Here is a 25,999-nt window from a genome sequence, read left to right as displayed (position 1 = left end):
TGCCACCGTTTCGCCTGACGACCATAGCGAGCGTGAACCACCCGATCCCATGCCGAACTCGGAAGTGAAACCGCTTAGCGCCGATGGTAGTGTGGAGTTTCTCCATGTGAGAGTAGGTCATCGTCAGGCACTTATACTGAACCGCCCCTGCAGCCCAGCTGCAGGGGCGGTTCTCTTTGCGGGTCAAAAACCGGAAAGCCGGTACCCGTCAGCTGGCAGGCCCGGTGGGCCTGAGTAGCGGCTTCCTCGCTGAGTCAGTCATTGTCGCCATGCTTGTCGTGGACAGGAGCGAGGCGGTAGACTCCCCAGCCTTCCGTTATGGAGATGATGATGCAACCTCAAGAACTGTTGCTGTATTGCCGCCCGGGCTTCGAGGCCGACCTGGCCGCAGAAGTCTGTGAAAAGGCCGCTTATCTGGGCGCCCCGGGTTATCCGATTGCGGCACGCGACAGTGGCTTCGTGCGTTATGTGGTGACAGGTGATGAGCCCGCCAATAGCCTGCATCGTGACATGCCGCTTCAGGCGTTGGTCTTCGCTCGCCAGACACTGGTGGCATTGGAGCCATTGGTCGGCATGTCGCGGGAAAATCGCGTCTCACCGATTCTGCAGCAGGTGGTCGACGCTGGCTGGAGCTTCGAGGAGATCCGCCACGAGATGCCGGACACCAATGATGGCAAGGCGCTGTCGGGCCTTGGCAAGGCCGTCGGCCGCCCGTTGGAGTCTGCGCTCAAGAAGCGTGGTGCACTGCGTCGCAAGGCCGGTGGGCGGGCGCTGCACGTATTCTGGACGGATGGTGACGAAGTGCAGCTGGGCATGAGCTTTCCTGGCAACCGCAGCGAATATGCCAACGGCATCCGTCATCTGCGTTCGCCGAGCCGTGCCCCCAGTCGCTCCACACTCAAGCTGGAAGAGGCCTGGCATGAGTTCGTGCCGCGCGACCAGTGGGAGCGTCGCATCGCGGTTGGCATGCAGGCAGCGGATCTTGGGGCAGCGCCGGGTGGCTGGACCTTCCAGCTGGTCGAGAAGGGCATGTTCGTGTTTGCCATCGACAATGGCCCCATGAACAAGGATCTGATGGCGACAGGACAGGTAGAGCATCTCAAGGAAGATGGTTTTACCTGGGAGCCACCGCTGCGGCTGGACTGGCTGGTCTGTGACATCGTCGACAAGCCCATCCGCGTGACGGAGATGGTCGAGCGCTGGCTGAAGAAGCGCTGGTGCAATGAGGCGGTCTTCAATCTCAAGCTGCCGATGAAGCAACGCTGGAAGGAAGTCTCCCGCTGTCTCGATTATCTGGCGGCCAGCCTTGAGCGTTCCAATGTCGGTGCCGAGATCCGGTGTCGTCACTTGTACCATGACCGCGAAGAAGTCACCGTGCATGTGCGTATCACGCACTGAGCCACCGGGTTGTCTGGTGCGACCACAAGCCCCCACGGACCGAGCGGTCCGTGGGGGCTTGTCTGTGCGGTGCTGTCAGGTCGATGGACAGAGCCTCGCTGAGGGGTGCTGCGCTCGCGAGGCTTGAATCTCTCGCAGGTCAGGTGTGCTCAAGCAACACGATGCGTTCCGGTTGAGAAAGCATCGGCCCCAGACGCGCCATCATGCGTTCGCGCGCGTGACTGCTCGACCACTCCTGCCAGGCTCTTGCGTCTCGCCATGAAGTGATCAATATTCGGTGGCCGGGACGTCCGCTTTCCACCAGATTCTCGCCCGAGATGAAGCCCTGTGCATGCATGGCTTCACGCACGACCTCGCGTGAGGCCTGTTCGTAATCCTGTTCGAGTCCCGGCATGATATGCCGTTCGATCATTACCTTGATCATGCCCGCCTCCCGTCTTCATACATTCTGCCTTGTCAGTGGCAGGACCTCAGGAGTCATTGATGACCGATACCCCCCTGCCCGTTGCCGATGCAGAGCTGGATACCAGCGGTCTGTATTGCCCCGAACCCATCATGATGCTGCACAACAAGGTGCGTGAGCTCGCGAGCGGAGACCTGCTGCGTGTCGTGGCGACCGATCCGGCGACGACACGTGATGTGCCCAAGTTCTGTGCATTTCTTGGGCACACACTGGAGCGCAGTGACGAAACGCCGGATCACTTCCTTTATGACATTCGCATCAGTTGACGCCAGTCGTCTCAGGCTTCGCGGTCGTGCACTTCCACACTGACCTGATCACTCTCGCCGGTCATCATCAGCGCGAGAGCTTCCAGGGTGGCCGGGTCCTGCTCACGAATCTGGTTGGCGACGGCGCGCTGGAAGAAATAGACCACGTCATGACGACTGCGACCGGGGTAGAGGCAGTCATCTCCAGCCAGCACCGGTGTCTGGGTGACGCGTGTCTCATCGACCAGCAGTGCCTCGATGTTGCCATCGCTGTATAGACGCCAGCCGAACACCTGCTTGAGCTGCCACGCAGACTCGCCATTGGTCATGCACAGGGCATGAGTCCCGAGCGTATCCGGTAGCTGCTGCAGCAAGGTGGTCTTCTCCGACACCTCATAGTCGTAATAGGCCGCGGCATGCTCGAGCTCATAGACCTTGTGGTCCGGAGCCAGCATGAAGACCTCGTCGGTTTCCGGGTCTCGGTAGCCGACGAAGTGGCCCTGCTGCGGATCTTCCAGCTCATGGCAGGGCATCAGCCCCTCCATCCATGGCACCAGGCCGACCACTTCACCATCCTCGCGCAGACCCCAGGCCAACACGGGAAGGCTGTAGTAGCTCTCCGGGTCGCTTTCGAGCTGATAGAGCATTTCCAACCCATCGTGTTCCGGCGCAAGCCGGAGAATACGACGTCGTGCACGCATCCTGTCACGCATGACATTCAGGTCGATGACCTTGGCGGAGCGGGGGGAAGAAACTGGTACGCCCATGACGAACCCTCCTCAGCAGCTTGTCGATCGTCCTCGGCGTGTGCGGGTGTGCAAACAGCCGCCGCTTGCAAGATGGCGCACTGCATATTAATGCACTGCCTTGAATAACCATTAGCACAGCCTGAGCCCTGACGGTAACCCCTCCTTGGACGAAATGACCGTCCATGCGCAGATGAAGGATTAAACGCAAACGCCCCGCGACCGGGCAAAAGGCCGGTGGCGGGGCGTCTGAGGCGAGTGCTTGAGCGGGTGGGAAAAGGGATGGAACACAGGCCGCCGTCGGTATCACGAGCTCGCGGCCAGCGTTGGCAGGGGGCTTCGCTCAGCCGGGCAGGCTGCCCTCCTGAATGGCGCGGCGCGCGATGACCCACAGACGCCAGCCAAGCAGCAGAGCCGCCACGGTCAGGCCGGCCACCATGCCAATCCAGTAGCCATAGACACCCATGCTCTCGACAGCCCAGGGCCAGACAGGGAACTGCTCACTGCCCACCCCCAGCAGATGTCCGCCACCAAGACCGATGATCCAGTAGGCGAACATGGTAATCAACATGATGATGCGAGTGTCCTTGAAGCCGCGCAGAGCCCCTGCCATGGCAACCTGCAAGGAGTCGGAGACCTGATAGAGCATCGCCAGCGTGATCAGGGAAAGCGCCAGCGCCTGCACCTTGAGGTTGCTGGTGTAGAGCGCCACGGCAGGCTCTGCCAGTACCCAGATCACCAGATCATTGATCAGAGCGACCACCAGTGAGAAGGCCACGCCATTCCACGCCACGAAGCGCGCCTCGTTCATGTCACCACGGCCGATGGTATGCCCCACTCGTACGGTGAGTGCCATGGCCAGTGACAGGGGGAGCATGAACAGCAATGAGGTGAAGTTGAGCGCGACCTGGTGGGCTGCCACCTTGATCTCACCGAAGCTTGCCACGAACAGCGCGATGACGGTGAACAGCGTGACCTCGAAGAAGATGGCGATGCCGATCGGCAGACCGACCTTGAGCAGTTCCGAGATCTTCTTGAGCTGAGGCGCGCTGGGTTGGCACCAGAGGGCGACTGCCTGGTAGGCGCTGCTGCGACGGGTGTAGAGAAACATGCTCAGACACATGATCCACATGGCAAGCCCTGTCGCGATACCGCAGCCTGCAGCGCCCATGGCCGGGATATCGCCCAGCAGTCCCGGCAACGTGATCCCCAGCAAGTCATCCACGCCTGCAGAGCCATAGATCAGCAGGTAGTTGAGCGGAATGTTCGACAACAGGCCGATCAAGCTGATGATCAGCGCCGGACGAGTATGATTCATGCCATCGGAATACGCGCGTAGCACTTGATAGAAGGCGGCGCCCGGCATGCCCCAGGCAATGGCCATCAGATAAAGCGTGGCCTGTTCTGCCACCGCGCCGGGCACCTCCATCAGCGTGAAGATTGGCGCCGCCAGGAACCACAGTGCCAATCCTGACAGACTGCCGAGCACCAATGAGATCCACAGTGACTGGTGAACGTTGTCACGTACCTCACCGCTGCGGTTACCCCCCATCAGCTGTGCCACGACGGGTGTCAGCCCCATCAAGGTGCCAGCCATCAACAGCAGCAGAGGCACCCAGAGGCTGGACCCCACCGAGACGGCTGCCAGGTCCGTCGCGCTGGAGCGACCGGTCATCAGGACATCCACGGCGCTCATGCCTGCCTGAGCCAGCTGAGCACCGCAGATTGGCAGTGCCAGCGTGACCAGACGTGAGGTCTCGGCGCGTACCCGGCTGGCGAATGGCGCCTGAGAAGAGGCTGCAGGCGTGGAGGCGGATGAATGGGAGGGTTCGGCGGGGGGCACGGCAGGCTCCTGCTGGTAATCGAGAATCATTCTTGCTTGGCGCGCCATCCTAGCAGATAAGGCCTGCCTGCGGGGCGCAAGAGAGTGAATTATCAGCGCTTGGTACTCACCTGTCAGGTGGAATGACGTGATACGAACGAGCCACGTACAATGCTCGACATCGTCATGCAGTACCGTCCCTATCTCCGGGTACTGATATCGCTGCTGATTCACACGATCGTCGAGACTTGCCTGTGTTGCTTTCTTCAGAACTTTCCCGCGTGCCTCGCACCCTGTCATCACGTCATGAGGCGTGCAGCGCAGACGGCGATGCCATGCCTGATCATGCCCTGGCGGGGGGGCAGGCCCTGACGGATCAAGAGTCGATGGACCCTGAGCTGACGGCGTTGACTTCCCTCTTCGATAGACTGTTTGCCACGTCTTACAACACCTTGTTGCGGCGCGCCCCCCACGAACCTCTCTATCTGCCCGCCGGCATGACGACGGATGAGGTGCAGGATGGGGTCGCCAGCGGCGACTCTCCAGGCGATGAGCTCGGCTTTCATCGTCTCTATCTGGCGCGCGGCTTCTTCTCCAGCGCTCTGCACGAAGTCAGTCACTGGTGCATCGCGGGCCCTGAGCGACGCCTCAAGGAGGATTACGGTTACTGGTATGCACCGGACGGACGTGATGCACACCAGCAGAAGGCCTTTGAAAGTGTCGAGGTAGCCCCGCAGGCGCTGGAGCAATTGTTCCACCGTGCAGTCGCCAAGCCGTTTCATGTCAGCGTCGATAATCTGGAGCTTGAGGTGGATCGCGATGCCTTCGCACAGCGTGTCGACGAGCGGGCCGCTGAATACGAAAGGTGCGGCCTGCCAGCACGCGCCAATGCCTTCCGACATGCGCTGCACGCTGTCTGGCAGCGCAAGCTTTCACACACGCAAGCCATCCAGGAGGCGATGATGCTATTGCCTGCCGTCGGGGAGGATGGCCGCGTAGCCTGATGCGCCCGCCATGCCGGCGCAGGACATTGTCTGTTCCGCGCGCCTCGAGATATCCCGCCGTGGAATCGCCGGGTTTTCAGGCATGAACTGCTAGCACGGATTGCGAAAACTGCAAGTCAGCGTTGCACGAGCGTTGCGATCGGAAACCCTTTGTGATTAGAATGATTCGCATTGCTACGATCATTCTGCTTCCCCTGCACCAGCAGGCCAGAAGCGGGGACCTTCGAACAGGGGTATTCGATGACAGCTTCCACCAAGATTTCTGCATCCTCCGTCCGCAAGCTGCTGCTGGGCGCACTGGCTGGCGTTACCGCCGCCACGGCGCTGCCGGCTCAAGCCCAGGAAGAGGTCAACGTCTATTCCTATCGTCAGGCCTATCTGATCGAGCCGTTCCTCAAGGAGTTCACCGAGGAGACCGGCGTCAAGGTCAATGTGGTCTTCGCCAAGCAGGGCCTGGCCGAGCGTCTCAAGCGGGAAGGGCGCAACACTCCGGCTGACGTTCTGCTGACCGTGGATGTGGGACGTCTGCAGGAGCTGGTCGACGAGGAGCTGGTCAAGAGCGTCAATGATGAGGTCATCGAGGCCAATCTGCCCGAGCAGTACCACGGCCCCGACAATCAGTGGTTCGGCATCACCACGCGCGCACGGGTGCTCTACACCAGTGTCGAGCGTCTCGAGGCCGGTCAGGTGGCAAGCTATGACGACCTGGCGGATCCGAGCCTGAAGGGGCGCGTCTGCTCACGCGCCGGTGATCACCCCTACAACGTCGCGCTGATCGCCTCACGCATCGCGCACAACGGTGAAGAGGCCACGCGTGAGTGGCTGGAAGGCTTCAAGGCCAATCTGGCGCGCAAGCCTCAGGGTGGCGATCGTGATCAGATCAAGGCGATCCGCGACAACGTCTGTGATGTGGCCATCGGCAACAGCTATTACTACGGCAAGATGCTCGACAATGACGAGCAGCGCCCGTGGGCCGAGAAGGCACGTATCGAGTTCCCGGATCAGAACGGCGTCGGCACGCACATGAACATCTCCGGCATGGCGATGACCAAGTACGCGCCGCACGAAGAGAATGCCCTCAAGCTGATGCGCTTCCTCACCGAGAAGACCGCCCAGCACATGTATGCCGAGGTCAACTTCGAGTATCCGGCCAACCCGGAAGCCGAGAGCTCCGAGCTGCTGACCTCATGGGGCGAGTTCAAGCAGGATGACCTGCCGCTGACCGAAGTCGCCAAGCTTCGCAAGCGCGCCGCGCAGATGGTCAATGAAGTCGGCTTCAACCAGTAAGGGCACTCGCCGGAGCCAGAAGCTACCGAGCGAGCTGTCATGAACGAAGAGGGGCTGTCGCGATGCGACAGCCCCTCTTCGTTTGCGCAAAGCATGTAAAATAGACGCAATTGCAGTTGCGGGATAACGAGGACGTCAGATGACCCAGGGCAAGCGGCTGTTGGCTGAGCAAGGTGCGAGCTTTGAAGGAGAGGCGGTGGCCGCCATGAGCGGCACCGGGCGATCGCCGGCCGCCCAGGAAATGGCGCACTACGATGCAGCGGCCATCCGGCGTCGTCAGCGGCGTCTCGGAACCCACATGGGCTGGTTCGTCAGCGCCTGGGGCGTGGCCGCACTGGTGGTCATGCCGGTGCTGGCCGTCGTCTGGCTGGCTGTCTTCGGTGACGATGGCAGTGATCAGGCCGGGGAGGGCATCTGGCCGCATCTCGTCTCCACCGTGCTTCCCGATTACGTCATGACCAGTCTGGCGCTGGTGGCGGGAGTGGCGGTCCTCAGTGGCAGCATGGGGGTCGTCTCGGCCTGGTTGACCACCATGTATCAGTTTCCGCTGCGACGTACCTTCGAGTGGTCGCTGCTGTTGCCGTTCGCGATTCCCGCCAACGTCATCGCCTATATCTATACCGACGTCTTTGAGTATGCCGGCCCCTTCCAGGGCGCGCTGCGTGCCCTGTTTGGCTGGGATTCGCCCCAGGATTACTACTTCCCGGAGATCCGCAGCCTGGGGGGCGCCATCCTGATGCTGTCCCTGGTGCTGTTTCCCTATGTCTTCATGCTGGCACGCTCGGCATTTCTCGATCAGTCGCCCTCACTGCGCGATGCCAGCAGAACGCTGGGCTGCAACGGGTGGCAAAGCTTCTGGCGCGTGGCACTGCCCAGCGCCCGACCGGCGATTGCCGTCGGCCTTGCACTGGCGATGATGGAGGCGCTCAACGACTTCGGAACTGTGGACTACTTCGCGGTACGCTCGCTGACCGCCGGCATCTTCAATGTCTGGCTCAACATGGGCAGCCTGCGCGGTGCGGCGCAGATCGCGCTGTGCCTGATGATCTTCGTGGTCACGCTGATCTGGCTCGAGCGGCATGCTCGGCGTCGTCAGCGCCAGTTCGGCAAGGGCGATCGCTACCGTCGCTATCAACGTCCGACCCTGACGGGATGGCGGGCATCAGTGGCGTCACTGGCCTGTTTCCTGCCGCTGTTCTTCGGTTTCCTGCTGCCGGTGGGCTTGCTCACGCGGCACGCCATCCTGTATTTCGAGGAATCCTGGACACCGGACTTCGCAGGCTATGCCGTGAACAGCCTGATACTGGCGGTGAGCGCTGCGGTACTGACCCTGATCATCGGGGTGCTGCTGGCCTATGCCAAGCGGCTGGATCGCACCGCCAGCGTACAGCAGGCACTCAAGCTTTCGAGTCTGGGCTACGCCATGCCGGGGGCCGTGCTGGGGTTGGGCGTTCTGGTACCGCTATCCGGCTTCGACAATGCCCTGGACAGCTTCCTGCGGGCCAATTTCGGCATCTCCAGCGGATTGCTGCTGACGGGGACGATGGGCGCGATCATCATCGCCTATGTGGTGCGCTTCTTGGCGATTGCCGCGGGCTCCATCGAGTCGAGCCTCGACAAGGTCACGCCCTCGATGGACATGGCGGCACGCTCGCTGGGCGAGAACACCTTCTCGACCCTGCGTCGTGTGCATCTGCCGCTGATTCGTCCGGGGCTTCTGACCGCGGCGCTGGTGGTGTTCGTGGATGCCATGAAGGAGCTGCCGGCCACCTTGCTGCTGCGCCCCTTCAACTTCGATACGCTCGCCACTCACGTCTATCAGTACGCCTCCGATGAAATGCTCGAGCAGGCGGCGCTGCCGGCACTGGTGATCGTGCTGGTCGGTATCCTGCCGGTGATCGTGATCTCGCGCACCATCGTCGCCTCACGCAGCGAAGCGTGAACGAGCAAGAGAGACGAGAGCCGGCGTGCGTGACGGGAGTGACCGGTGCCGAGCGGGCATCAGCTTATTGCCATACGGTAGTTGTCCCTGCCCTTGAGATCGCCTAGGGTGCAGCGCTTGATGACGCAAGGACACTCCCGGAGACGACTCGCACGATGATCAAGCCTTATCTGACCAAGATGCGCGGAGGCCCGCTCAAGCGTGGCAAGCCGCATGTTGCCGATGCCCTGTGGTCCTGGCTGGGGGCCTTTCTCGGCATGGCGTTGATCGGCTGGATGTCATCACATTATCTGGCGGTCAGCACCTTGCTGCTGGTCGGCTCCTTTGGGGCGACCTCGGTACTGCTCTACGGTGCGCCGCATAGTCCGCTGGCGCAGCCGCGCAATGTACTGGGCGGCAACCTGTTGTCGGCGCTGGTCGGCGTGGCCTGCTATCACTGGCTGGGCGACGGCTGGCTGGCAGCCGCCATGGCAGTCTCGGTGGCACTGCTGGTGATGCAGCTGACGCATACCCTGCATCCGCCGGGCGGTGCCACGGCCTTGATCGCGGTGATCGGCGGTGAACCCCTGCATGCGCTCGGCTACTGGTATGCCTTGCTTCCCGTCGGTCTGGGGTGCCTGGCCATGCTGGTGCTGGCGGTATTGATCAACAACCTGGCGCGTCATCGTCGCTATCCGCTGCACTGGCATTGAGTCATCAGGTGCCACCACCGGGCGCGTGCTTCTGCAGTCGCCGGCGGAAGGTGATAGACTGGGGCATCGCCTGACGCGAGCGACTGGCAGCAGTCCGCCGAGGTCACCCAGACCAACGCCTTCTTCACTGTGCCTGATACGCCTCGCTCTCTCTCCCGGCACGTGCCCGGCCAGGCGCCATTCCTTAATGATCGACCAGCACGTGGCCGGTCAGCCGAAGAGATATTGATGACTGAGACTACTGCCAACTCCATCCCGGCTTTTGCCGCCCTGGGGCTGTCCGCTCCTGTTCTGAAAGCGATTGCCGAGATGGGCTATTCCACGCCGTCCCCGGTGCAGGCGGGTGCGATTCCTGCCGTGCTGGAAGGTCGTGACGTGATGGCTGCCGCGCGCACCGGTACCGGCAAGACTGCCGGTTTTGCCTTGCCGCTGGTCGAGCGCCTCTCAAACGGCGCCCCTGCAGGCGCCCGCAAGATCAAGGCCCTGATCGTCACGCCGACGCGTGAACTGGCCGCGCAGATCGACGAAAACGTCACTGCCTACTCCCGTCACCTGAAGCTGCGCAATGCCGTGGTGTTCGGTGGCGTGAAGATCAATCCGCAGATCAGCCGCCTGTCTTCCGGCGTCGAGATCCTGACCGCCACACCGGGTCGCCTGCTGGACCTGCACTCCCAGAAGGCCATCGATTTCTCGGATCTCGAGACGCTGGTGCTGGACGAAGCGGACCGCATGCTGGACATGGGCTTCATCCACGACATCCGCCGCCTGCTCAAGCTGCTGCCGACCAAGCGGCAGACGCTGCTGTTCTCCGCGACCTTCTCGGACGAGATTCGCGGCATGGCCAACAAGCTGCTCAATGATCCGGTCGCCGTGGAAGCCAGCCCGCGCAACACCACGGCCGAGAAGGTCGAGCAGCATATCCATACCGTGGAGAAGAGCCACAAGCCTTCGCTGCTCAAGCATCTGATCCTCAAGGAAAACTGGCATCAGGTGCTGGTCTTCACGCGTACCAAGCATGGGGCCAACCGTCTGGCGACCAAGCTCGAGAAGTCCGGCATCAGCGCCGCGGCGATTCATGGCAACAAGAGCCAGAATGCCCGTACCAAGGCATTGGCCGGTTTCAAGAACGGCGAAGTGCGCGTGCTGGTTGCCACCGATATCGCGGCACGTGGCCTGGATATCGAGCAGCTGCCGCAGGTCGTGAACTATGAACTGCCCAATGTCCCGGAAGACTACGTTCACCGGATCGGACGTACCGGTCGCGCCGGTGCCAGCGGGCGTGCCATCTCGCTGGTTTCCAGCGATGAGCGCAAGGAGCTCGGCGGTATCGAGCGCCTGCTCAAGGGCAAGCTCAAGCGTGTCGAAGTGGAAGGTTTCGTGCCGGAAGTCGACGTCGAGCCGGAACGTGAGCCGCGTCAGCCGCGTGGCGGCCAGCGCTCTGGCGGCCAGCGCACTGGCGGCCAGCGCACTGGCGGCAAGCCTGCCAGTGAAGGTCGTGGCAATGGTGGCCAGCGCACCGGTGGCGCTCGTTCGGATGGTCAGCGCACTGGTGGCAAGCCTGCCGGTGAAGGCCGTGGCAATGGCGGTCAGCGCTCTGACGGCCAGCGCACTGGCGGCCAGCGCACTGGCGGCCAGCGTACTGGCGGCCAGCGCCAGCAAGGTGGCGGTGCCAATCACGACGACGACAATCGCGGTAATCGTGCTCCCGCTCCGCGTGAGGTGGATGGCAACCGCGTCGCGCCGCGCCCGGAAGTGAACGGCAATCGCGCGCCGGAGGCACCGTCCAGTGAAGAGCGTCCGCGTCGTCGTTCACGTGGTGGCCGCAATCGCTCCAGCGGTGGCAATGGCGGTGGTGGCCGCTCCAACGGCTGAGCCTTGCGGGACAGACTGAAGTCGTGAACCAGAACGCCCCGACAACTACCGGTTGTCGGGGCGTTCTGCGTTTCAGAGATGGCGGAAGGAAATCAGACGTCTTCTTCCCAGTCGATCTCATAGTCCGGGCCTGTGCCCTGGATGTCTTCATCGCCACGCACACCGTCACCGCGCAGGCGGGTGTGGATGGCCAGCATCACCATCACCTCGTTGTCCGGTCGGAAGGGCTGCAGCCCCTGCTCGAACAGCATGTTGTTGCGCTCGCGTGCCCAGTCGCCGGGGGATAGTTCCGGATAGAGGCCCTCGGCAGGAGCAAACTCGATGAAGGGATCCATGTTGTAGGCATCGAACAGACGCGCCAGCGCCTGTTCGTCATCCATGACGCCGGTGGTATAGAGCGTGGTCTGGTAGTAGTCCTGCTCCAGCTCCTTGAGCACGTCGAGAGGGCTGACGCCGAAGCTTCTCAGGTCATCCAGGCTGTAGTCGCCCAGTTCCAGCATTTCCCCATCCAGCCATTCATCGTCAGGCTGAATCAAGACATGCTTCATCTGCCCATCGGGCAAGGCCCAGGCGATGGCCAGGGGCAGGCTTGAGTCCTCGCCTGTCTCGACGGCGATGAAGGCGGGGAAGTCGCCTGTTTCAGGTTCGTATTCGTGCATTGTCGTGTCCAGAGCAGGGAAGCGTGCAAAGAAGGGCGTGCAAGGGAAGGCGTGCCGTGTCAGGCCGCGGGCAGGCGGAAGAAGCGGGTGGCAGTCGCCGTGGTGGCCAGCGCCAGCGCTTCCATCTCCATGCCGCGCAGGGCAGCGACCTCGGCCAGAATCCAGACCAGCAGCGAGGGTTCGTGGCGGCGTCCCTTGAGCTTGGCGGGCAGATTGCGTGGCACCAGATAGGGGCAGTCGGTTTCCAGCATCAGGCGTTCCAGCGGAATCTCGCGACACAGGCTGCGCAGGTGCTCGCCGCGGCGTTCATCGCACAGCCAGCCGGTCAGCCCGATATGCAGGTCGAGATCCAGATAGCCATACAGTGTCTCACGCTCGCCGGTGAAGCAGTGCACGACCGCGTGGCTGATGTCGTCCCGCCAATGCTTGAGCATCTCGAGCATCTGACGGCCGGCGTCACGTTCATGCAGAAACAGTGGCAATCCTGTCTCGGCGGCAAGGGTCAGCTGGGCCTCGAAGGCGCGAGCCTGCTCGGCGGGCGTGGAAAAGTTGCGATTGAAATCCAGGCCACATTCGCCCACCGCGACCACTTCCGGCTGGGCCAGCAGCTCCCGGATACCGCGCTCGACACCATCGTTCCACTGGCTGGCATCATGCGGATGCACACCGGCGGTGGCAGAAAGGCCACGATAGCGCGCCGCCAGCGCCTGAGCCTCACGCGAGCCGTCCAGGCTGGTGCCGGTCAGGATCTGCTGGCTGACGCCCGCCGCGCGAGCTCGCAGCAAGGTGCCCTCGATGTCCTGAGCATAGCTTTCATGGGTCAGGTTGACGCCGATGTCGATCAGCGGCGTCGGGCTTGCGAAGCGCAGCGCCGGCACCAGCCGAGTCAGGGCCGTCTGGCGCTCGCTGTCATCGAGGGACAGGTCGGCGCACAGGTCGGCAAGCGAGGTCTCGCTCAGTTGCTCCGGGTCATAGCAGGGCAGCGCTGAGGGATCAGCATGGGGAGGAAGCGCGGACATCGAACACCCTTGAGTCACGGGGGAGGGAGAAGGAACACGGCAGTGAAAGGCGTACCAGGTCGTCTGCTGGCCTGGCACTCGAGAGTCCGGCACCGGGCGATCGGCTCGTTGGCAATGCCAGGCGCACGACGTGCTTTCAAGTGGTCGGCCATTCTACCCAAGCCGCCGATGTCTTTCAGCCCTTGCGGTGTCTTCCATCGCCTGTACGCTGCGCCTCGGGTAGAATGGCGTCATTCTCCGGCGCGCGTCGCTGGCGGCGGCCTGTCCGCCTGACTCCCACTTCCTCCGCGGCCTTCCCGGCCCCGGACCCGTCACGAGTTGCTGCTGCACATGGCATTGTTACGACTGGAAAATCTACAGCTGGCCTATGGCCATCACGTTCTGCTCAATGGGGCGGATCTTGTCGTCGAGCGCGGCGAGCGCCTGGCGCTCGTCGGCCGCAATGGTACCGGCAAGTCGACCCTGCTCAAGCTGATCACCGGCGAGTTCCAGGCCGATGCCGGTGAGCTGTGGAAGGCGCCGGGCCTCAAGATCGGCGTGCTCTCTCAGGACCTGCCGGCGGCGGAAGGTCGCACGATCTTCGATATCGTTGCCGAAGGCCTGCCGCAGGCAGGTGCGCTGCTGGCGGAATACCATCACCTGATCAGTGATCCGGAACCGGACCTCAAGCGTCTCGAGCACGTGCAGGTCGCGCTGGAAAGCGTCGATGGCTGGCAGTTCCAGCAGCGTATCGATACCGTGCTGACCCGCCTGGGCCTGCCGGAAGACACCATGATGGAAGATCTCTCCGGTGGCTGGCGTCGGCGTGTCGCGCTGGCGCGTGCGCTGGTATCCGACCCGGACCTGCTGCTGCTCGATGAGCCGACCAACCATCTGGATCTCGATACCATCGCCTGGCTGGAAGAGCAGGTTGCGGCCTTCTCCGGCGCCGTGCTGTTCATCACCCACGACAGGGCCTTCCTGAAGCGCCTGGCGACCCAGATTCTGGAGCTTGACCGTGGTCGCCTCGGCCGTTATCCGGGCGATTACGCGGCCTATCAGGCCCAGAAGCAGCACGAGATGGATGTCGAGGCCAAGGAAAACGCCGAATTCGACAAGAAACTGGCCCAGGAAGAGACCTGGATCCGCCAGGGCATCAAGGCGCGCCGCACCCGTAACGAAGGTCGCGTGCGCGCGCTGGAGAAGATGCGTGATGAGCGTGGACAGCGTCGTGAGGTGCAGGGCCGTGCGCGTATCGCCGTCGATTCTGCCGAGCGCAGCGGCAAGCGCGTCGTGGAGCTGGAAAATGTCAGCTATCGCTACGACGAGGCGCAGGACAAGTGGGTCATCCGTGACCTGAGCGTCGAGATCCAGCGCGGTGACAAGGTCGGCCTGCTGGGGCGCAACGGCGCGGGCAAGACGACGCTGCTGCATATTCTGCTGGGTCAGCTCGAGGCCAGTGAAGGCAAGCGCATCGAAGGCACCAAGCTGCAGATCGCCTACTTCGATCAGCTGCGCAAGGGCCTGGACATGGAAGCCACCGTCTACGACAACGTGGCGCGCGGCAGCGACCGTGTCACGGTCGGCGGGCGTGACATGCACGTGATGAGCTACCTGCAGAACTTCCTGTTCACGCCGGACCGCGCGCGTCAGCCGGTGCGTTCGCTGTCAGGGGGCGAGTCCAATCGCCTGCTGCTGGCGCGTCTGTTCACCATGCCGGCCAACGTGCTGGTGCTGGATGAGCCGACCAACGACCTGGATGTCGAGACGCTGGAGCTGCTCGAGGAGCTGCTGCTCGACTTCGACGGTACCGTGCTGCTGGTCTCCCACGACCGTGCCTTCATGGACAACGTGGTCACCAATATCCTGGCCTTTGAGGGCGACGGGATCGTCAAGCCGTATGTCGGGGGCTACAGCGATTGGATACGTCAGGGCGGGCATCTGCCGCCGGCACCGTGGGAAGTCGAGCGTGAGCGCGAGGAAAAGCACCGTCGTGAGGCGCAGGCCGAGGATGAGCGTCGCAAGCGTGAAGCCGCCCAGGCGCAGCAGGCCCCCAAGAAGGTCAAGCTGCCCTACAAGTTCCAGCGCGAGCTGGATCTGATTCCGGCGGCCATCGAGACGCTGGAAGCGGAGATCGCGACGCTGGAAGCCGAGATCGCGGCGCCCGAGTTCTACACGGGGGATGCCAAGGCCGTGAAGACGACGCTCGAGAAGCTCAGCCACAAGCAGCAGGTGCTGGAAGAGACGATGGAGCGCTGGATGGAGCTTGAGGCCATGCAGGAAGGCTGAGTCTCTTCTCGCGTCTCCCCGAGTGCGGAATGACACGAGGGCAGCCATTGGCTGCCCTCGTGTCATCTCGGCTCACTGACCGCCGGCGTCATTCTTCGCTGTCATCTGCCCCCACCCGGACGGCCAGTACATCACACTGGGCACCATGCAGGACACCAGTGGAAGTGGAGCCCAGCAGCAGGGCGAAGCCATGGCGACCATGTGAGCCGACCACGATCAGATCCACGTCATGTTCTGCGGCAAAGCGATGAATCTCGCTGTCCGGCATGCCGACCACGACATGCTGATCTTCAGGCGCGATACCGTGTGGCGTGGCGATGTCCCCCAGTCGCTCACGGGCATGGGAATCCAGCTGATCCTGAATGCTGGTCAGATCCATCGGGATGTCCCCGCCATAGGCAAAGCCCAGTGGCTCGAGGGTATGCATGATGGACACCTTGGCACCATTGCGCTTGGCGATGGGCAGTGCGCGTTCCAGTACCAGGTGGGAATCCTTGGTCAGATCGACAGCGACCAGTACATGCTTGTATTCGTTGCTCATCCTGAATTCCTCCCGTAGAGGTGGGCCATTCGAGTGGCGTCGTGCACCTGCTTCCATGCTAGGCTTGCCGCCCCCCGGAAGACAATGACTTGCATCAACGTATTGCCAGTGCGCCAGGCGCAACCCCCGTACGCGGTTGGATGGCTCGGGCTTTGGGCACGTTTCTGGTTGTCCGCACGGCGGCGTTTTCCGCAGTCGTTCGATGATGACGCGAATTTCTTACTGACACTTCCTGGCAGGACATTTCATGACGACAGCTCTGATCATCATTTTCGTGGTGCTGGCGATGTTGTCGCCGCTGACATGGTTACGCCCCAGCAAGCGTGAGACACGCACGTCACTGGTGCGCAAGGCCGTGATCGCGGACGGCATGCGGGTTGACCTGAAGGCAGCACCGCTTTCGGATGCCCCCAAGGGGATCGTCGGCTATCGTCGTCCCTGGCCCACCGAGCGCGATGTCACTCCCTTCATTCTCGTCCACGACGAGTGGGCCAGCGATGCACTGCGTGAGGCCGTGCCCGGATATCGTTGGCGTGAAGAGAGTCGCCTGGCGGAGGACCCCGACTTCGCGGCTGCTCTGGAACATCTCACGCGGGTGTTGCCGGAGGATGCCCTGATGCTGGAGTCCTCACTGTCCGGTTTGACGCTGTGGTGGGGGGAGAGCCTGGCACTGGAAGACTGCGAGGCGTGGCGCCGGGAGTTCGAGGCACTGCATGCCCTGTTGATCGCCAAGGCCCCCATTGCCCATCGCCGCCGTCCGTTGGTGGGGACAGAGCCCAGAATGCCGGGCGGGTGAGCGTGATATCTCGGGCCGCCCTCGGCCGCGAGCAGGGCCGGCGCGTGACCTGAGCTTGCCTTGAACGTCTTGCAAAAAAGCCCCCGTCGAGTCACTCGATGGGGGCTTTTTCCTTTCCCGCTGGCGTATCCGGACACGCTCGCTCAGGCGCTTTCCGGCACCTTCTCGGAGATTTCCAGGCCATTGCGTTCCATGACGCGCAGGCATTCGCAGAATTGGTCGACCTGCTCCGGTGTGAGCCCCTCGAGCATCTCGATGCGGGTCTGCTCGGCGATGGCATCGATCTTCTCGATCAGCGGCAGTGCCTTGTGTGTCAGGAAGATGCGCTTGGTGCGGCGGTCTTCCTCACAGGCGCGGCGTTCCACCAGCCCCTGTTCGCTGAGCTGATCAAGCGTGCGTACCAGAGACGGTGCCTCGATGCCGATGGAGCGTGCCAGATCACATTGTGGCTGGCCGTCTCCGAGTCGCCACAGGTGTACCAGCGTCATCCAGCGGGTTTGTGTCAGCCCAAGCGGGGACAGTCGCTGGTCCAGGATGGCGCGCCATAGGCGCGGCAGGCGGGAAAGCTTTAGCCCGATATCTTCATGCATGGGTATGTCGTCCACAGAGTGCAAAGGATGAGTGGGCTTTTATCCTGGCACCCCTCGGTGCCGCCCTTGTCTTCAGCATGCTAGGCAGCCTGGATAATTACAAGCCTGCGAACGAATTTTACGCCCAAGGTCGAGTAACCGAGGGTTCACGCTTCAGGGTCACTCACGTCGCGAAGCGTCACAGGCCCGGAATCAGGTTGGTGATCCGCCAGCCGGGGATGCCCGCCGGCCGTGCCAGGCTGCTGTCCGCGAAGGTGGCTACCTGCGGATCATCACTGACGAGGAAGCGCAGACTGCCGATGCGCTGCCCGTTCATGGTCTCGACATCGATTTCCCATTCCCCCTCGCTGCCCTTGGGGAAGGCCGTCTTGTGTGTCCATGCCCGATAACCTTCCTTGCGACCGCCGTTGATGTTCAAGGCGATGCGATCCACCACTTCCCCGTCATGTCGCCAGACGTGATAGACCTTCTCCGACAACCCGCGCGGGGCGCGAATGGCCGTGTAGGCGTAGAGGCCTCTAGCGGAGAGTTGTGCTGGGGTCAGATGCATCTCGCCTCGCGGTGTCCGCGCCGCGGTGTCGAAGTCCGGCGAGAGGCTGCTGGCGTTGATCCAGAGCGTGGCAGGCGGAATCCAGGCGCGTGCCCCCCATGCGCCCACCCCCAGCATCACGCTGATGCCGATCATCGCCAGGCCACCGACCAGCCCGCGGGCAATCCGCAGGTTGGCGACACTGGGCAGCGCGAACAGGCTCATCGCGGCACAGGCAGCCAACAGACTCTCGCCGGTGGTCAGTTCCAGCAGCAGGGGCAGGGTGACCAGTACCACGACGAATACGCACAGGGCGTGGAAGCCGAAGTACAGCCAGCGATGGCGCTCGGCCAGTCGGTAGTAGAAGGGGTCGAGTATCGACAGCAGAGTCGCGCCGCACAGCAGCAAGGTGAAGCCTGCCTGGCCACTGGCCCAGTCGGTCGTCGCCAGAAAGAACGGCAACGTGAAGCACAGGGTCTCCTGCTGGATCAGCTGTGCCACGAAGGTGGCCAGCTTGCGGGGCAGGGCATTCTGGCCGCGATGACGGCGCAGACGGCTCCACAGGCCTTCGGCGATCAGGATCAACCAGGCCAGCATCATGCCCAGCGCCAGCATGCCACCCAGCCATTGCTGACGATTGACGAGGAAGAAGCTGCAGATGCCCGCAGCGAAGCCGATGGGAGGCCATAGCCAGTGCCAGCGCTTGGTGCGTTCGACGATGCCGGTCAGGCGCAGATACAGGGCGGTGAGAGTGCTGCTCATGAAAGCATGATATCGGTGTGGCCTTTGAGAGCCTGCTGGAGGGCAAGGATATGCCGCTGCCAGCCTGCGTGACGGGAAAGCGCCAAGAGTAACGCGACTGCCTTTCCGGGTGTAGCGTCGATCTTTGCCCACACCCGCTGTCGATGTCAGGCGCCAGAGACAGGAACCGGCATGGAGACTGCCCCGGACCCCCGACCTTTCGCTAATGTCCGCAGGCTTGATCTTTGCCCGTCTCTGGCCCAAGCTGGCTGTATTCAAACGCTTGTATGAAGCGCTGTGGCGAGAGATGACTCTCCTGCGGCGCCTCTGGAAGCTTCGAGTCCGGCGAGGCCGGTTGCCAGCGCACCCATGGCAGAGACCATCCTGCGCCTGACAGCCCCTTCACCCCTTTCTCTTGTGGAGATCCGTGGATGATCTATTCAGGCAAAACGCTATCCGTCGAGGCCAATCAGGACGCCATCGCCCTGTTGACGCTCGACCTTGAAGGCGAATCGGTCAACAAGCTGGCCAGCTACGTACTCAAGGAGCTGGGGGAGGCGGTGGAGGCCATCAAGGCGACGGCCGACCTGAAGGGGCTGGTCATCCGCTCCGCCAAGGAAGCGTTCGTGGTCGGTGCCGATATCACCGAGTTCCATCAGATGTTCGAGAAGGATGAAGCCTTCCTCATCGACATGAACATGACCGTCCATGGCATCTTCAATGCCATCGAGGACCTGCCGTTCCCCACCGTCACCGCCATCAATGGGCTGGCGCTGGGCGGCGGCTGCGAGATCACCCTGACCACCGACTTCCGCGTCATGGCGGACAGCGCGAAGATCGGCCTGCCGGAGACCAAGCTCGGCATCATTCCGGGCTGGGCGGGCTGCGTACGTCTGCCGCGCCTGATCGGGGCGGACAATGCCATCGAATGGATCTGTGGGGGCACCGAGAATCGCGCCGACAAGGCCCTGGCAGTCGGCGCCGTCGATGCCGTGCTGCCGGTGGCCGAGCTGGACGCGGCGGCACTCGACATTCTGGCGCGCGCCAATGCGGGTGAGCTGGACTACATGGCACGGCGTCTCGAGAAGACCTCGCCGCTCAAGCTCAATGCCATCGAGCAGATGATGGCCTTCGAGACCGCCAAGGGCTTCGTGGCAGGCAAGGCCGGCCCGCACTATCCAGCGCCGGTGGAGGCCATCAAGGTCATCCAGAAGGGCGCGGGCGAATCGCGTGAGCGTGCCCAGGCCATCGAGGCCAAGACCTTCGCCCGGATGGCGCTGACCGACGTGGCCTTCAATCTGGTCGGCCTGTTCATGAGCGATCAGGTGGTCAAGAAGAAAGCCAAGGGATATGAAAAACAGGCGAGCAAGATCCAGCAGGCTGCCGTACTGGGTGCCGGCATCATGGGCGGTGGCATCGCCTATCAAAGCGCCAGCAAGGGCACGCCGATCCTGATGAAGGATATCAATGGCGAGGCCATCGAGCTTGGCCTGAAGGAAGCGCGCAAGCTGTTCGGCAAGGGCGTCGAGCGGGGCAAGCTGACCACCGAGAAGATGGCGCAGGGGCTGTCCAACATTCGCCCGACGCTGTCCTATGGCGATTTCGGCAACGTGGATCTGGTCGTCGAGGCGGTGGTCGAGAACCCCAAGGTCAAGGCGTCGGTGCTGGCCGAGCTCGAGGACAACGTGGCGGATACCACCATCCTGACGTCCAACACCTCGACCATTTCCATCACGCGTCTGGCCGAATCGCTCAAGCGTCCCGAGAACTTCTGCGGCATGCACTTCTTCAACCCGGTGCATCGCATGCCGCTGGTGGAAGTCATCCGTGGCGAGAAATCCAGCGACGCGGCGATCGCCGCGACCGTCGCCTACGCCCGTCAGATGGGCAAGACACCGATCGTCGTCAACGACTGCCCGGGGTTCCTGGTCAATCGCGTGCTGTTCCCCTACTTCGGTGGCTTCAGCCTGCTGGTCGAGAAGGGCGCCGACTATCAGCGCGTCGACAAGGTGATGGAGAAGTTCGGCTGGCCGATGGGCCCGGCCTACCTGCTGGATGTGGTCGGCATGGACACTGCAGTCCACGCCAATGCGGTGATGGCCGAAGGCTTCCCGGATCGCATGGCGCGTGAGGGCAAGACCGCCATTCAGGTGATGTACGACAACAAGCGACTGGGTCAGAAGAATGACCTGGGCTTCTATCGCTATGAGGAAGACCGCAAGGGCAAGCCGAAGAAGCTGCCTGATGAAGCGGCGCAGGCACTGGTCAGTGAAGTGGTCAGCGAGACGCGCGAATTCTCCGATGACGACATCATCGCGCGCATGATGGTGCCGCTGTGCATGGAAACCATCCGGTGTCTGGAAGATGACATTGTCGGTACGCCGGCCGAGGCGGACATGGCCTTGATCTACGGCATCGGTTTCCCGCCGTTCCGTGGTGGCGCACTGCGCTACGTCGATGCCATGGGCGTGGCAGAGTTCGTCGCGCTGGCCGACAGCCTGGCCGATGAGCTGGGGCCGCTGTATCGCCCGACCGAGGCACTGCGTGAGCGTGCCAAGCGCGGCGACGCCTTCTACGCCTGAGCCTTTGATTGCTGAGCACACCCAAGTGGGGCCAGCACTATCCGACCAGAATTTTCGGCTCTCGCGACAGCGAGGGCCATGAGGGAGCCAGACAATGAATCTGAATCCGAGAGATGTGGTAATCGTCGATGGCGTGCGCACTGCCATGGCCAAGGCCAAGAATGGGGCCTTCCGCCACGTGCGCGCCGAGAACCTGTCCGCCGCGGTGATGCAGGCGCTGTTCGACCGCAACCCCGGCCTGGTACCGGCAGAGGTCGATGACATCATCTGGGGCTGCGTCAACCAGACCCTGGAACAGGCCATGAACATCGCGCGCAATGCCGCCATCATGACCGGCATCCCGCGCAGCGTGCCGGCGCAGACAGTCAACCGCCTGTGTGGCTCCTCGATGAGCGCGCTGCATATCGCCACCGCCAACATCAAGGCCGGCATGGGCGACTTCTACATCATCGGGGGTGTCGAGCACATGGAGCACGTGCCGATGGCGCATGGGGTCGATGTCAACCCGGCGGCCAGCAAGCACGCGGCCAAGGCCGCGATGATGATGGGCCTGACCGCAGAACTGCTCGGCAAGATGCACGGCGTGAGTCGTGAGCAGCAGGATGAGTTCGGCGTGCGCTCTCACCAGCGTGCCCAGGCCGCCGCCGATGAAGGCCGTTTCGATGACGAGATCATCGGCGTCGAGGGCCATGATGCCGAGGGGCGTCGCGTGATGGTGACCCGTGATGAGGTCATCCGTGGCGATGCCAGCATGGAATCCATGGGCAACCTCAAGCCGGTGTTCGATCCCAAGGGCGGCACCGTGACGGCGGGCACCTCCTCCGCACTTTCCGTGGGTGCCTCGGGCATGGCGGTGATGAGCGCCGAGCGCGCCGAAGCGCTGGGTCTCAAGCCCATCGCCCGCGTACTGTCCACCGGTGTGGCCGGGTGCGATGCCTCCATCATGGGCTATGGCCCGGTGCCGGCCTCCAAGCAGGCACTCAAGGCAGCGGGGCTGACCATCGACGATATCCAGACCGTCGAGCTCAATGAGGCCTTCGCGGCGCAGTCGATTCCCGTGCTCAAGGACCTCGGCCTGCTGGAACGCGCCGACACGGCGGTCAACCTCAACGGCGGCGCCATCGCGCTGGGGCACCCGCTGGGCTGTTCCGGCTCGCGTATCTGCACCACCTTGCTCAACGTCATGAAGCAGCAGAACACGCGCCTGGGGCTGGCGACCATGTGCATCGGCATGGGGCAGGGGGTCGCGACGGTCTTCGAGCGTCTCGACTGACTGCGACTCGCCTGAGATGGCGATCACGCACCGGCAGAGTATCTTCAAGCGGCATGTCTTCGGACATGCCGCTTTTTCATATGCGTGCTTTTGTCTGGAAACGAGAGAGGGGGCGCAGTATCGTGACACAGGGCACTGAAACGCGAAGTCGCCCAGAGCTTGATGATCGAGGTTACGCGAGGGAGTCGCATCGATGGATTGGAACCATGTCGAGCAGGATCTGCCGTGTGCGGCACCGCCACGCCCCCTGCCGCATCCCCTGACGTTCCGGCTGCCTCCGGGCAGCATTGATTGCCATCTTCATGTGTTCGGCGATCCGGTGCGTTATCCGCTGGCGGAAGACAGGACCTACAACCCTGCCGAATTCGGGCTCAAGGACGCGCTGGAAATGCACCACGCGCTTGGCGCCCGTCATGGCGTCCTGATCCAGCCAAGTGTCTATGGCTATGACAATCGCCTGCTGTGCGACAGCCTCGAGAACTGTCGTGAGCGCGGGCTGGATTATCGTGGCATCGCCGTGGTCTCGCCCGAGATCAGTGATGCAGAGCTTGAGCGGCTCTCCAGGCTGGGCGTCTGCGGGGTGCGCCTCAATCTGATCTTCTCCGGCGGGCTGCGCTGGCGTGATGTCGTGCTGCTGGCGGACCGTCTGGCCCGCTTCGACTGGCATCTGGAATGCCTGATCGATGTCTCGACCTTCCGTGACATGGAGGCCCGGCTCGGCAGTCTGCCGGTGCCGGTGGTGATCGACCACATGGGCCACCTCGCGGCTTCACGGGGGCCGGAATGTCCCGGTTTCACCGCGCTGTGTCGGATGCTCAAGCAGGGACGTACCTGGGCCAAGCTGTCGGCGCCATATCGACTCACCACCCGGGGACGCCTGCCGTATTCCGATGTCACGGCACTGGCGCGGGCACTGGTTTCCGCCAATCCCGAACGCGTGGTGTGGGGCAGTGACTGGCCGCATCCGCATATCGGGGTCGAGATGCCGGAGGAGGACACGCTGGCGGAATTGATGCAGCGCTGGCTGCCGGAGCGCGAGATGCGCGAGAAGATCTTCCGCGACAATCCACGCAAGCTCTATGGGTATCCCGCCTTCGTGAAGTCGAAGGTCGAGGAGGCGCACTGAGCGCGGATCGAGCGCCCACGTGAGTCTCAGGAGCGTGCCGCAATGACAGAAGCCCCCGTCAGTGAACTGGCGGGGGCTTCCTGATATGGCTACAGCGTCTTGAACGCCACACGCGTGCCATGGGCCAGCAGGTTGGCATTGTCGACCGGAGTGGTGGGGAGGCCGATCATCTCATCCTGCACTTCCGCCCAGGTCTGCACGCCATGCGTCAGCCCAAGCGGCAGCAACAGGCGACTGACCCACTGCGTGCCGGTGAAGCGCAGGGACTGGCCGTCTCCATCGACCAGACGACTGATGCCGTCGGCATGATGCAGGCGCACCAGATACAGCCCCTGATCCAGCGTCTGGATTTCCACGGTCAGCGTGTTGCCTTCGGCGAGCCATCGACGCAGTGTCTCGACACTGACGCCTTCGCCAAGCAACGGGGGTGTCATCTGCATGGGATCTCCCTCGTGTCAGAGGCACGTCGGACCGTGCCAGGATCACCCCACCTTGTAGGCGTGAGGCAGTTCGGCCAGCGGGCCGCGTCCACCGGCGAGCGTCAGGGCGAGATCCACCATCCCGTCCCAGATAGGCAGCGTCATTCCGCCCTTGATCGCCATGTCGAGTCGCTGCGAGAACAGCAGCAGCTTGTGCAGACGCTTGTGGGGCAGACGATTGAGCGCCTGCTGATAGAAGGGACGCCGCTTGTCGAAGATCATCGGCTTCTGCGCCTTGCAGGCATGTTCGAAGCTCTGGCCTTGATCGAGGTGCTGGCGCAGCGAGAGCAGGGTGCGCAGCTCGCGCGTCAAGGCCCACAGGATCACCGGCGGCTCGACCCCTTCTCCCCGCAGACCCAGCACGATACGCCCGCTGCGCTCGATCTCGCCCTTCAGGCAGGCATCCGCCAGCGTGAAGACATCATAGCGGGCATTGTCCTCGACCCCCTGGGCGATGGCATTGCCATCCAGGCGTGCGCCCGGCGGGTGCAGCAGCGCCAGCTTCTGCAGCTCCTGATCCGCGGCCAGCAGATTGCCCTCGATGCGCTCGGCCAGCAGCCGGGCGGCGTCCTGATTCAGTTCCAGGCCATGCAGGCGGGCGCGATCACGAATCCAGAAGCCGAGACGGGAATGATCCACCGGCCAGACCGCGATGAACACTCCCACCTTCTCGAGCGCCTTGAACCACGCCGTCTGCTGCACCTTGCGGTCGAGGCGTGCGGCGGTGATCAGCAGGATGTCGCCATCCTTCTCGATGCGCTCGGCATAGGCCTTGAGCACCTTGCTGCCTTCCTGGCCGGCGCTCTGGGTGCCCAGCCGCAGCTCGATCAGCTTGCGCGAGGCGAACAGTGACATGCTGGCGGCGGATTCGGTCAGACGACCCCACTGGAAACCGTTCTCGACGTGAAGGACTTCCCGCTCCTCGACGCCGGCCGCACGCGCCGCGCGCCGGATGGCGTCGCAGCTTTCCTGATGGATCAGAGGCTCGTCGCCCGCCACGATATAGACCGGAGACAGGCGCTTGTTGAGTTGCTCTTCCAGCTTGTCGGGATAGACCTTCATGAGTGTCCTTCGATCCTGCACGGGAGAGGGCGGTGACGCTGGATGGCGGCAGACGCACACGGCTCCGCGGTGGTCGGTTGCCCGATAGCGCGGAGCCGTGATGGTGGTGCGGTCTACTGCTGAGCGTCTCGCCAGTTCAGAGAGTTCAGGGGGTGATGGCGCGCAGGCGGTCCATCAGCTGACGACTCAGCTCACGATCATTCTGCTCACCGGCACGTTCACGCACGTCATCGGTGTTGAGCAGGTTGTCGTCGTTGGTGTAGTAGTCGCTGCTGGCTTCCAGCTCCTGCTGGTTGGCCAGGTAGGCACCGTCCGACTTGCGTTGCAGCGAGTAGACGACACGATAGGTCAACTCGCGCTTGATGCTGCCTGCATCACCAAAGGTGATCTGATGGACGTCTTCATTCAGCTTGCCCAGATTCAGGCGCAGTGGTGCGTCATCGCTCAGGCGGATGTCGGCCTGCTTGAGCGCTTCGCGCAGCGCGTCGTGGGTATCGGTGTTCGGTGCCTGGACATCGAGTTCGGTGATGGCCATCGGCGTGGCGTCGTAATCGCGCAGCTGGAAGCCACAGCCGCTCAACGTCAGCGCGACGCCGATGCCAATGGCCGCCATCAGGCGGCGAGGAGCCGACCGGCGCGGGGCAGCTGACGCTGCGGTCTCGCCGGGGCTGCGTGATGCGTCCACTGATGCACTGTTGGAATTCGCCTGCGTCACCGTGACCTCCTGTCATGAACGAGTGTCATGAATGTCCTGCGAGAGCGCTGCATGCTCCGGAGATTCCCGCAAGTCATGCCGCGCACGAAATTTGGCTGCCAGCCATCCGCAAGAGGATGCGGATGGCTGGCAGGAGCCCGGCGCGCCA

At 63.0% G+C, this 25,999-nt stretch carries 23 protein-coding genes and 1 rRNA gene; 13 read left to right on the top strand and 11 right to left on the bottom strand.

The window, feature by feature from the left end:
* Window positions 1-13 precede the first annotated feature (13 nt).
* Together rrf and rlmM are read left to right on the top strand one after the other, a co-directional pair.
* Window positions 14-129 (top strand): 5S ribosomal RNA (gene rrf, locus HXS66_RS03900).
* Window positions 130-324: 195 nt separating this feature from the next.
* Window positions 325-1,398 carry a 23S rRNA (cytidine(2498)-2'-O)-methyltransferase RlmM gene (rlmM, locus tag HXS66_RS03895; RefSeq protein WP_103751373.1) on the top strand — a complete coding sequence of 358 codons (1,074 nt, stop codon included), beginning with the start codon at window positions 325-327 and terminating at the stop codon, window positions 1,396-1,398.
* 139 nt (window positions 1,399-1,537) lie between these two features.
* Here rlmM and HXS66_RS03890 read toward each other — a convergent pair whose 3' ends face one another.
* Entirely contained in the window at window positions 1,538-1,822 is a 285-nt protein-coding gene (locus HXS66_RS03890; RefSeq protein WP_077371336.1) for an antibiotic biosynthesis monooxygenase, read from the bottom strand.
* Between the two features lie 59 nt (window positions 1,823-1,881).
* Here HXS66_RS03890 and tusA point away from each other — a divergent pair, with 59 nt between their 5' ends.
* Window positions 1,882-2,127, top strand: a complete 246-nt coding sequence (gene tusA, locus HXS66_RS03885; RefSeq protein ID WP_077371338.1) for a sulfurtransferase TusA — start codon at window positions 1,882-1,884, stop codon at window positions 2,125-2,127.
* An 11-nt stretch (window positions 2,128-2,138) separates the two neighbouring features.
* Here the strand turns inward: tusA and HXS66_RS03880 are convergent, their stop codons facing one another.
* On the bottom strand, window positions 2,139-2,873 hold the full coding sequence (locus HXS66_RS03880; protein WP_077371340.1) for a hypothetical protein: 735 nt from the start codon (window positions 2,871-2,873) through the stop codon (window positions 2,139-2,141).
* A gap of 322 nt (window positions 2,874-3,195) precedes the next feature.
* Window positions 3,196-4,599, bottom strand: coding sequence for an MATE family efflux transporter (locus HXS66_RS03875; protein ID WP_240499759.1), 1,404 nt, complete (start codon window positions 4,597-4,599; stop codon window positions 3,196-3,198).
* Between the two features lie 410 nt (window positions 4,600-5,009).
* On the opposite strand from HXS66_RS03875, the gene HXS66_RS03870 reads away from it, so the two are divergent.
* The 5 genes from HXS66_RS03870 (at window position 5,010) to HXS66_RS03850 (ending at window position 11,471) form a co-directional block, all read left to right on the top strand.
* A complete protein-coding gene (locus HXS66_RS03870) occupies window positions 5,010-5,678 on the top strand; it encodes an elongation factor P hydroxylase (protein WP_373996115.1) in 669 nt (222 codons plus the stop codon).
* Between the two features lie 240 nt (window positions 5,679-5,918).
* Complete coding sequence (locus HXS66_RS03865; protein WP_077371346.1) at window positions 5,919-6,965, top strand: Fe(3+) ABC transporter substrate-binding protein; 1,047 nt, start codon at window positions 5,919-5,921, stop codon at window positions 6,963-6,965.
* Between the two features lie 139 nt (window positions 6,966-7,104).
* Complete coding sequence (locus HXS66_RS03860) at window positions 7,105-8,907, top strand: iron ABC transporter permease (RefSeq protein ID WP_240499590.1); 1,803 nt, start codon at window positions 7,105-7,107, stop codon at window positions 8,905-8,907.
* Window positions 8,908-9,062: 155 nt separating this feature from the next.
* Window positions 9,063-9,599 carry an HPP family protein gene (locus tag HXS66_RS03855; RefSeq protein ID WP_169477178.1) on the top strand — a complete coding sequence of 179 codons (537 nt, stop codon included), beginning with the start codon at window positions 9,063-9,065 and terminating at the stop codon, window positions 9,597-9,599.
* Between the two features lie 228 nt (window positions 9,600-9,827).
* A complete protein-coding gene (locus tag HXS66_RS03850) occupies window positions 9,828-11,471 on the top strand; it encodes a DEAD/DEAH box helicase (RefSeq protein ID WP_176502869.1) in 1,644 nt (547 codons plus the stop codon).
* 92 nt (window positions 11,472-11,563) lie between these two features.
* On the opposite strand, the gene HXS66_RS03845 is transcribed toward HXS66_RS03850, so the two are convergent.
* Both HXS66_RS03845 and HXS66_RS03840 read right to left on the bottom strand, forming a co-directional pair.
* Window positions 11,564-12,130, bottom strand: a complete 567-nt coding sequence (locus HXS66_RS03845; protein ID WP_240499589.1) for a hypothetical protein — start codon at window positions 12,128-12,130, stop codon at window positions 11,564-11,566.
* Between the two features lie 59 nt (window positions 12,131-12,189).
* Window positions 12,190-13,149, bottom strand: coding sequence for a TatD family hydrolase (locus HXS66_RS03840; protein ID WP_176502868.1), 960 nt, complete (start codon window positions 13,147-13,149; stop codon window positions 12,190-12,192).
* Window positions 13,150-13,479: 330 nt separating this feature from the next.
* Here HXS66_RS03840 and HXS66_RS03835 point away from each other — a divergent pair, with 330 nt between their 5' ends.
* Window positions 13,480-15,417 (top strand): ATP-binding cassette domain-containing protein, encoded by a 1,938-nt coding sequence (locus tag HXS66_RS03835; RefSeq protein ID WP_176502867.1) that lies wholly within the window; start codon window positions 13,480-13,482, stop codon window positions 15,415-15,417.
* An 88-nt stretch (window positions 15,418-15,505) separates the two neighbouring features.
* Here HXS66_RS03835 and HXS66_RS03830 read toward each other — a convergent pair whose 3' ends face one another.
* Complete coding sequence (locus tag HXS66_RS03830) at window positions 15,506-15,958, bottom strand: universal stress protein (RefSeq protein WP_077371357.1); 453 nt, start codon at window positions 15,956-15,958, stop codon at window positions 15,506-15,508.
* A gap of 247 nt (window positions 15,959-16,205) precedes the next feature.
* Between HXS66_RS03830 and HXS66_RS03825 the strand changes: the two genes are divergently transcribed.
* A complete protein-coding gene (locus HXS66_RS03825; RefSeq protein ID WP_176502866.1) occupies window positions 16,206-16,754 on the top strand; it encodes a preprotein translocase subunit YajC in 549 nt (182 codons plus the stop codon).
* A 143-nt stretch (window positions 16,755-16,897) separates the two neighbouring features.
* Here the strand turns inward: HXS66_RS03825 and slyA are convergent, their stop codons facing one another.
* Both slyA and HXS66_RS03815 read right to left on the bottom strand, forming a co-directional pair.
* The gene (slyA, locus tag HXS66_RS03820; protein ID WP_077371363.1) at window positions 16,898-17,344 is read right to left on the bottom strand and encodes a transcriptional regulator SlyA; all 447 of its coding nucleotides are present in this window, start codon (window positions 17,342-17,344) and stop codon (window positions 16,898-16,900) included.
* Window positions 17,345-17,522: 178 nt separating this feature from the next.
* On the bottom strand, window positions 17,523-18,635 hold the full coding sequence (locus HXS66_RS03815; RefSeq protein ID WP_077371366.1) for a DUF5924 family protein: 1,113 nt from the start codon (window positions 18,633-18,635) through the stop codon (window positions 17,523-17,525).
* A gap of 410 nt (window positions 18,636-19,045) precedes the next feature.
* On the opposite strand from HXS66_RS03815, the gene fadB reads away from it, so the two are divergent.
* From fadB to HXS66_RS03800, 3 genes are all read left to right on the top strand, one after another.
* Window positions 19,046-21,196: a fatty acid oxidation complex subunit alpha FadB gene (fadB, locus tag HXS66_RS03810; RefSeq protein WP_176502865.1), complete on the top strand. Its 2,151-nt coding sequence runs from the start codon at window positions 19,046-19,048 to the stop codon at window positions 21,194-21,196.
* A 94-nt stretch (window positions 21,197-21,290) separates the two neighbouring features.
* Window positions 21,291-22,469, top strand: coding sequence for an acetyl-CoA C-acyltransferase FadA (gene fadA / locus HXS66_RS03805; protein WP_176502864.1), 1,179 nt, complete (start codon window positions 21,291-21,293; stop codon window positions 22,467-22,469).
* Window positions 22,470-22,662: 193 nt separating this feature from the next.
* Entirely contained in the window at window positions 22,663-23,595 is a 933-nt protein-coding gene (locus HXS66_RS03800) for an amidohydrolase (protein WP_077371374.1), read from the top strand.
* Between the two features lie 89 nt (window positions 23,596-23,684).
* Here HXS66_RS03800 and HXS66_RS03795 read toward each other — a convergent pair whose 3' ends face one another.
* The 3 genes from HXS66_RS03795 to lptE form a co-directional block, all read right to left on the bottom strand.
* On the bottom strand, window positions 23,685-24,035 hold the full coding sequence (locus HXS66_RS03795; protein WP_176502863.1) for a DUF6482 family protein: 351 nt from the start codon (window positions 24,033-24,035) through the stop codon (window positions 23,685-23,687).
* Between the two features lie 42 nt (window positions 24,036-24,077).
* Window positions 24,078-25,136, bottom strand: coding sequence for a DNA polymerase III subunit delta (gene holA / locus HXS66_RS03790; RefSeq protein ID WP_077371377.1), 1,059 nt, complete (start codon window positions 25,134-25,136; stop codon window positions 24,078-24,080).
* A 145-nt stretch (window positions 25,137-25,281) separates the two neighbouring features.
* Window positions 25,282-25,851, bottom strand: coding sequence for an LPS assembly lipoprotein LptE (lptE, locus tag HXS66_RS03785; RefSeq protein WP_176502862.1), 570 nt, complete (start codon window positions 25,849-25,851; stop codon window positions 25,282-25,284).
* Window positions 25,852-25,999: the final 148 nt, after the last annotated feature.

Origin of the sequence: Cobetia sp. 5-11-6-3 (assembly GCF_013374055.1) — a bacterium.
Taxonomy (GTDB): Bacteria; Pseudomonadota; Gammaproteobacteria; order Pseudomonadales; family Halomonadaceae; genus Cobetia; species Cobetia marina.
Note: the sequence above shows the minus strand (reverse complement) of the source record. Positions and strands in the feature narration are given on the sequence as shown.

Excerpts from the sequence above, each read along its gene's own strand:
- rlmM (WP_103751373.1), top strand. The coding sequence starts at position 325 with ATGATGATGCAACCTCAAGAACTGTTGCTGTATTGCCGCCCGGGCTTC.
- HXS66_RS03890 (WP_077371336.1), bottom strand. The coding sequence starts at position 1,822 with ATGATCAAGGTAATGATCGAACGGCATATCATGCCGGGACTCGAACAG.
- tusA (WP_077371338.1), top strand. The coding sequence starts at position 1,882 with ATGACCGATACCCCCCTGCCCGTTGCCGATGCAGAGCTGGATACCAGC.
- HXS66_RS03880 (WP_077371340.1), bottom strand. The coding sequence starts at position 2,873 with ATGGGCGTACCAGTTTCTTCCCCCCGCTCCGCCAAGGTCATCGACCTG.
- HXS66_RS03870 (WP_373996115.1), top strand. The coding sequence starts at position 5,010 with ATGCCTGATCATGCCCTGGCGGGGGGGCAGGCCCTGACGGATCAAGAG.
- HXS66_RS03865 (WP_077371346.1), top strand. The coding sequence starts at position 5,919 with ATGACAGCTTCCACCAAGATTTCTGCATCCTCCGTCCGCAAGCTGCTG.
- HXS66_RS03860 (WP_240499590.1), top strand. The coding sequence starts at position 7,105 with ATGACCCAGGGCAAGCGGCTGTTGGCTGAGCAAGGTGCGAGCTTTGAA.
- HXS66_RS03855 (WP_169477178.1), top strand. The coding sequence starts at position 9,063 with ATGATCAAGCCTTATCTGACCAAGATGCGCGGAGGCCCGCTCAAGCGT.
- HXS66_RS03850 (WP_176502869.1), top strand. The coding sequence starts at position 9,828 with ATGACTGAGACTACTGCCAACTCCATCCCGGCTTTTGCCGCCCTGGGG.
- HXS66_RS03845 (WP_240499589.1), bottom strand. The coding sequence starts at position 12,130 with ATGCACGAATACGAACCTGAAACAGGCGACTTCCCCGCCTTCATCGCC.
- HXS66_RS03840 (WP_176502868.1), bottom strand. The coding sequence starts at position 13,149 with ATGTCCGCGCTTCCTCCCCATGCTGATCCCTCAGCGCTGCCCTGCTAT.
- HXS66_RS03835 (WP_176502867.1), top strand. The coding sequence starts at position 13,480 with ATGGCATTGTTACGACTGGAAAATCTACAGCTGGCCTATGGCCATCAC.
- HXS66_RS03830 (WP_077371357.1), bottom strand. The coding sequence starts at position 15,958 with ATGAGCAACGAATACAAGCATGTACTGGTCGCTGTCGATCTGACCAAG.
- HXS66_RS03825 (WP_176502866.1), top strand. The coding sequence starts at position 16,206 with ATGACGACAGCTCTGATCATCATTTTCGTGGTGCTGGCGATGTTGTCG.
- slyA (WP_077371363.1), bottom strand. The coding sequence starts at position 17,344 with ATGCATGAAGATATCGGGCTAAAGCTTTCCCGCCTGCCGCGCCTATGG.
- HXS66_RS03815 (WP_077371366.1), bottom strand. The coding sequence starts at position 18,635 with ATGAGCAGCACTCTCACCGCCCTGTATCTGCGCCTGACCGGCATCGTC.
- fadB (WP_176502865.1), top strand. The coding sequence starts at position 19,046 with ATGATCTATTCAGGCAAAACGCTATCCGTCGAGGCCAATCAGGACGCC.
- fadA (WP_176502864.1), top strand. The coding sequence starts at position 21,291 with ATGAATCTGAATCCGAGAGATGTGGTAATCGTCGATGGCGTGCGCACT.
- HXS66_RS03800 (WP_077371374.1), top strand. The coding sequence starts at position 22,663 with ATGGATTGGAACCATGTCGAGCAGGATCTGCCGTGTGCGGCACCGCCA.
- HXS66_RS03795 (WP_176502863.1), bottom strand. The coding sequence starts at position 24,035 with ATGCAGATGACACCCCCGTTGCTTGGCGAAGGCGTCAGTGTCGAGACA.
- holA (WP_077371377.1), bottom strand. The coding sequence starts at position 25,136 with ATGAAGGTCTATCCCGACAAGCTGGAAGAGCAACTCAACAAGCGCCTG.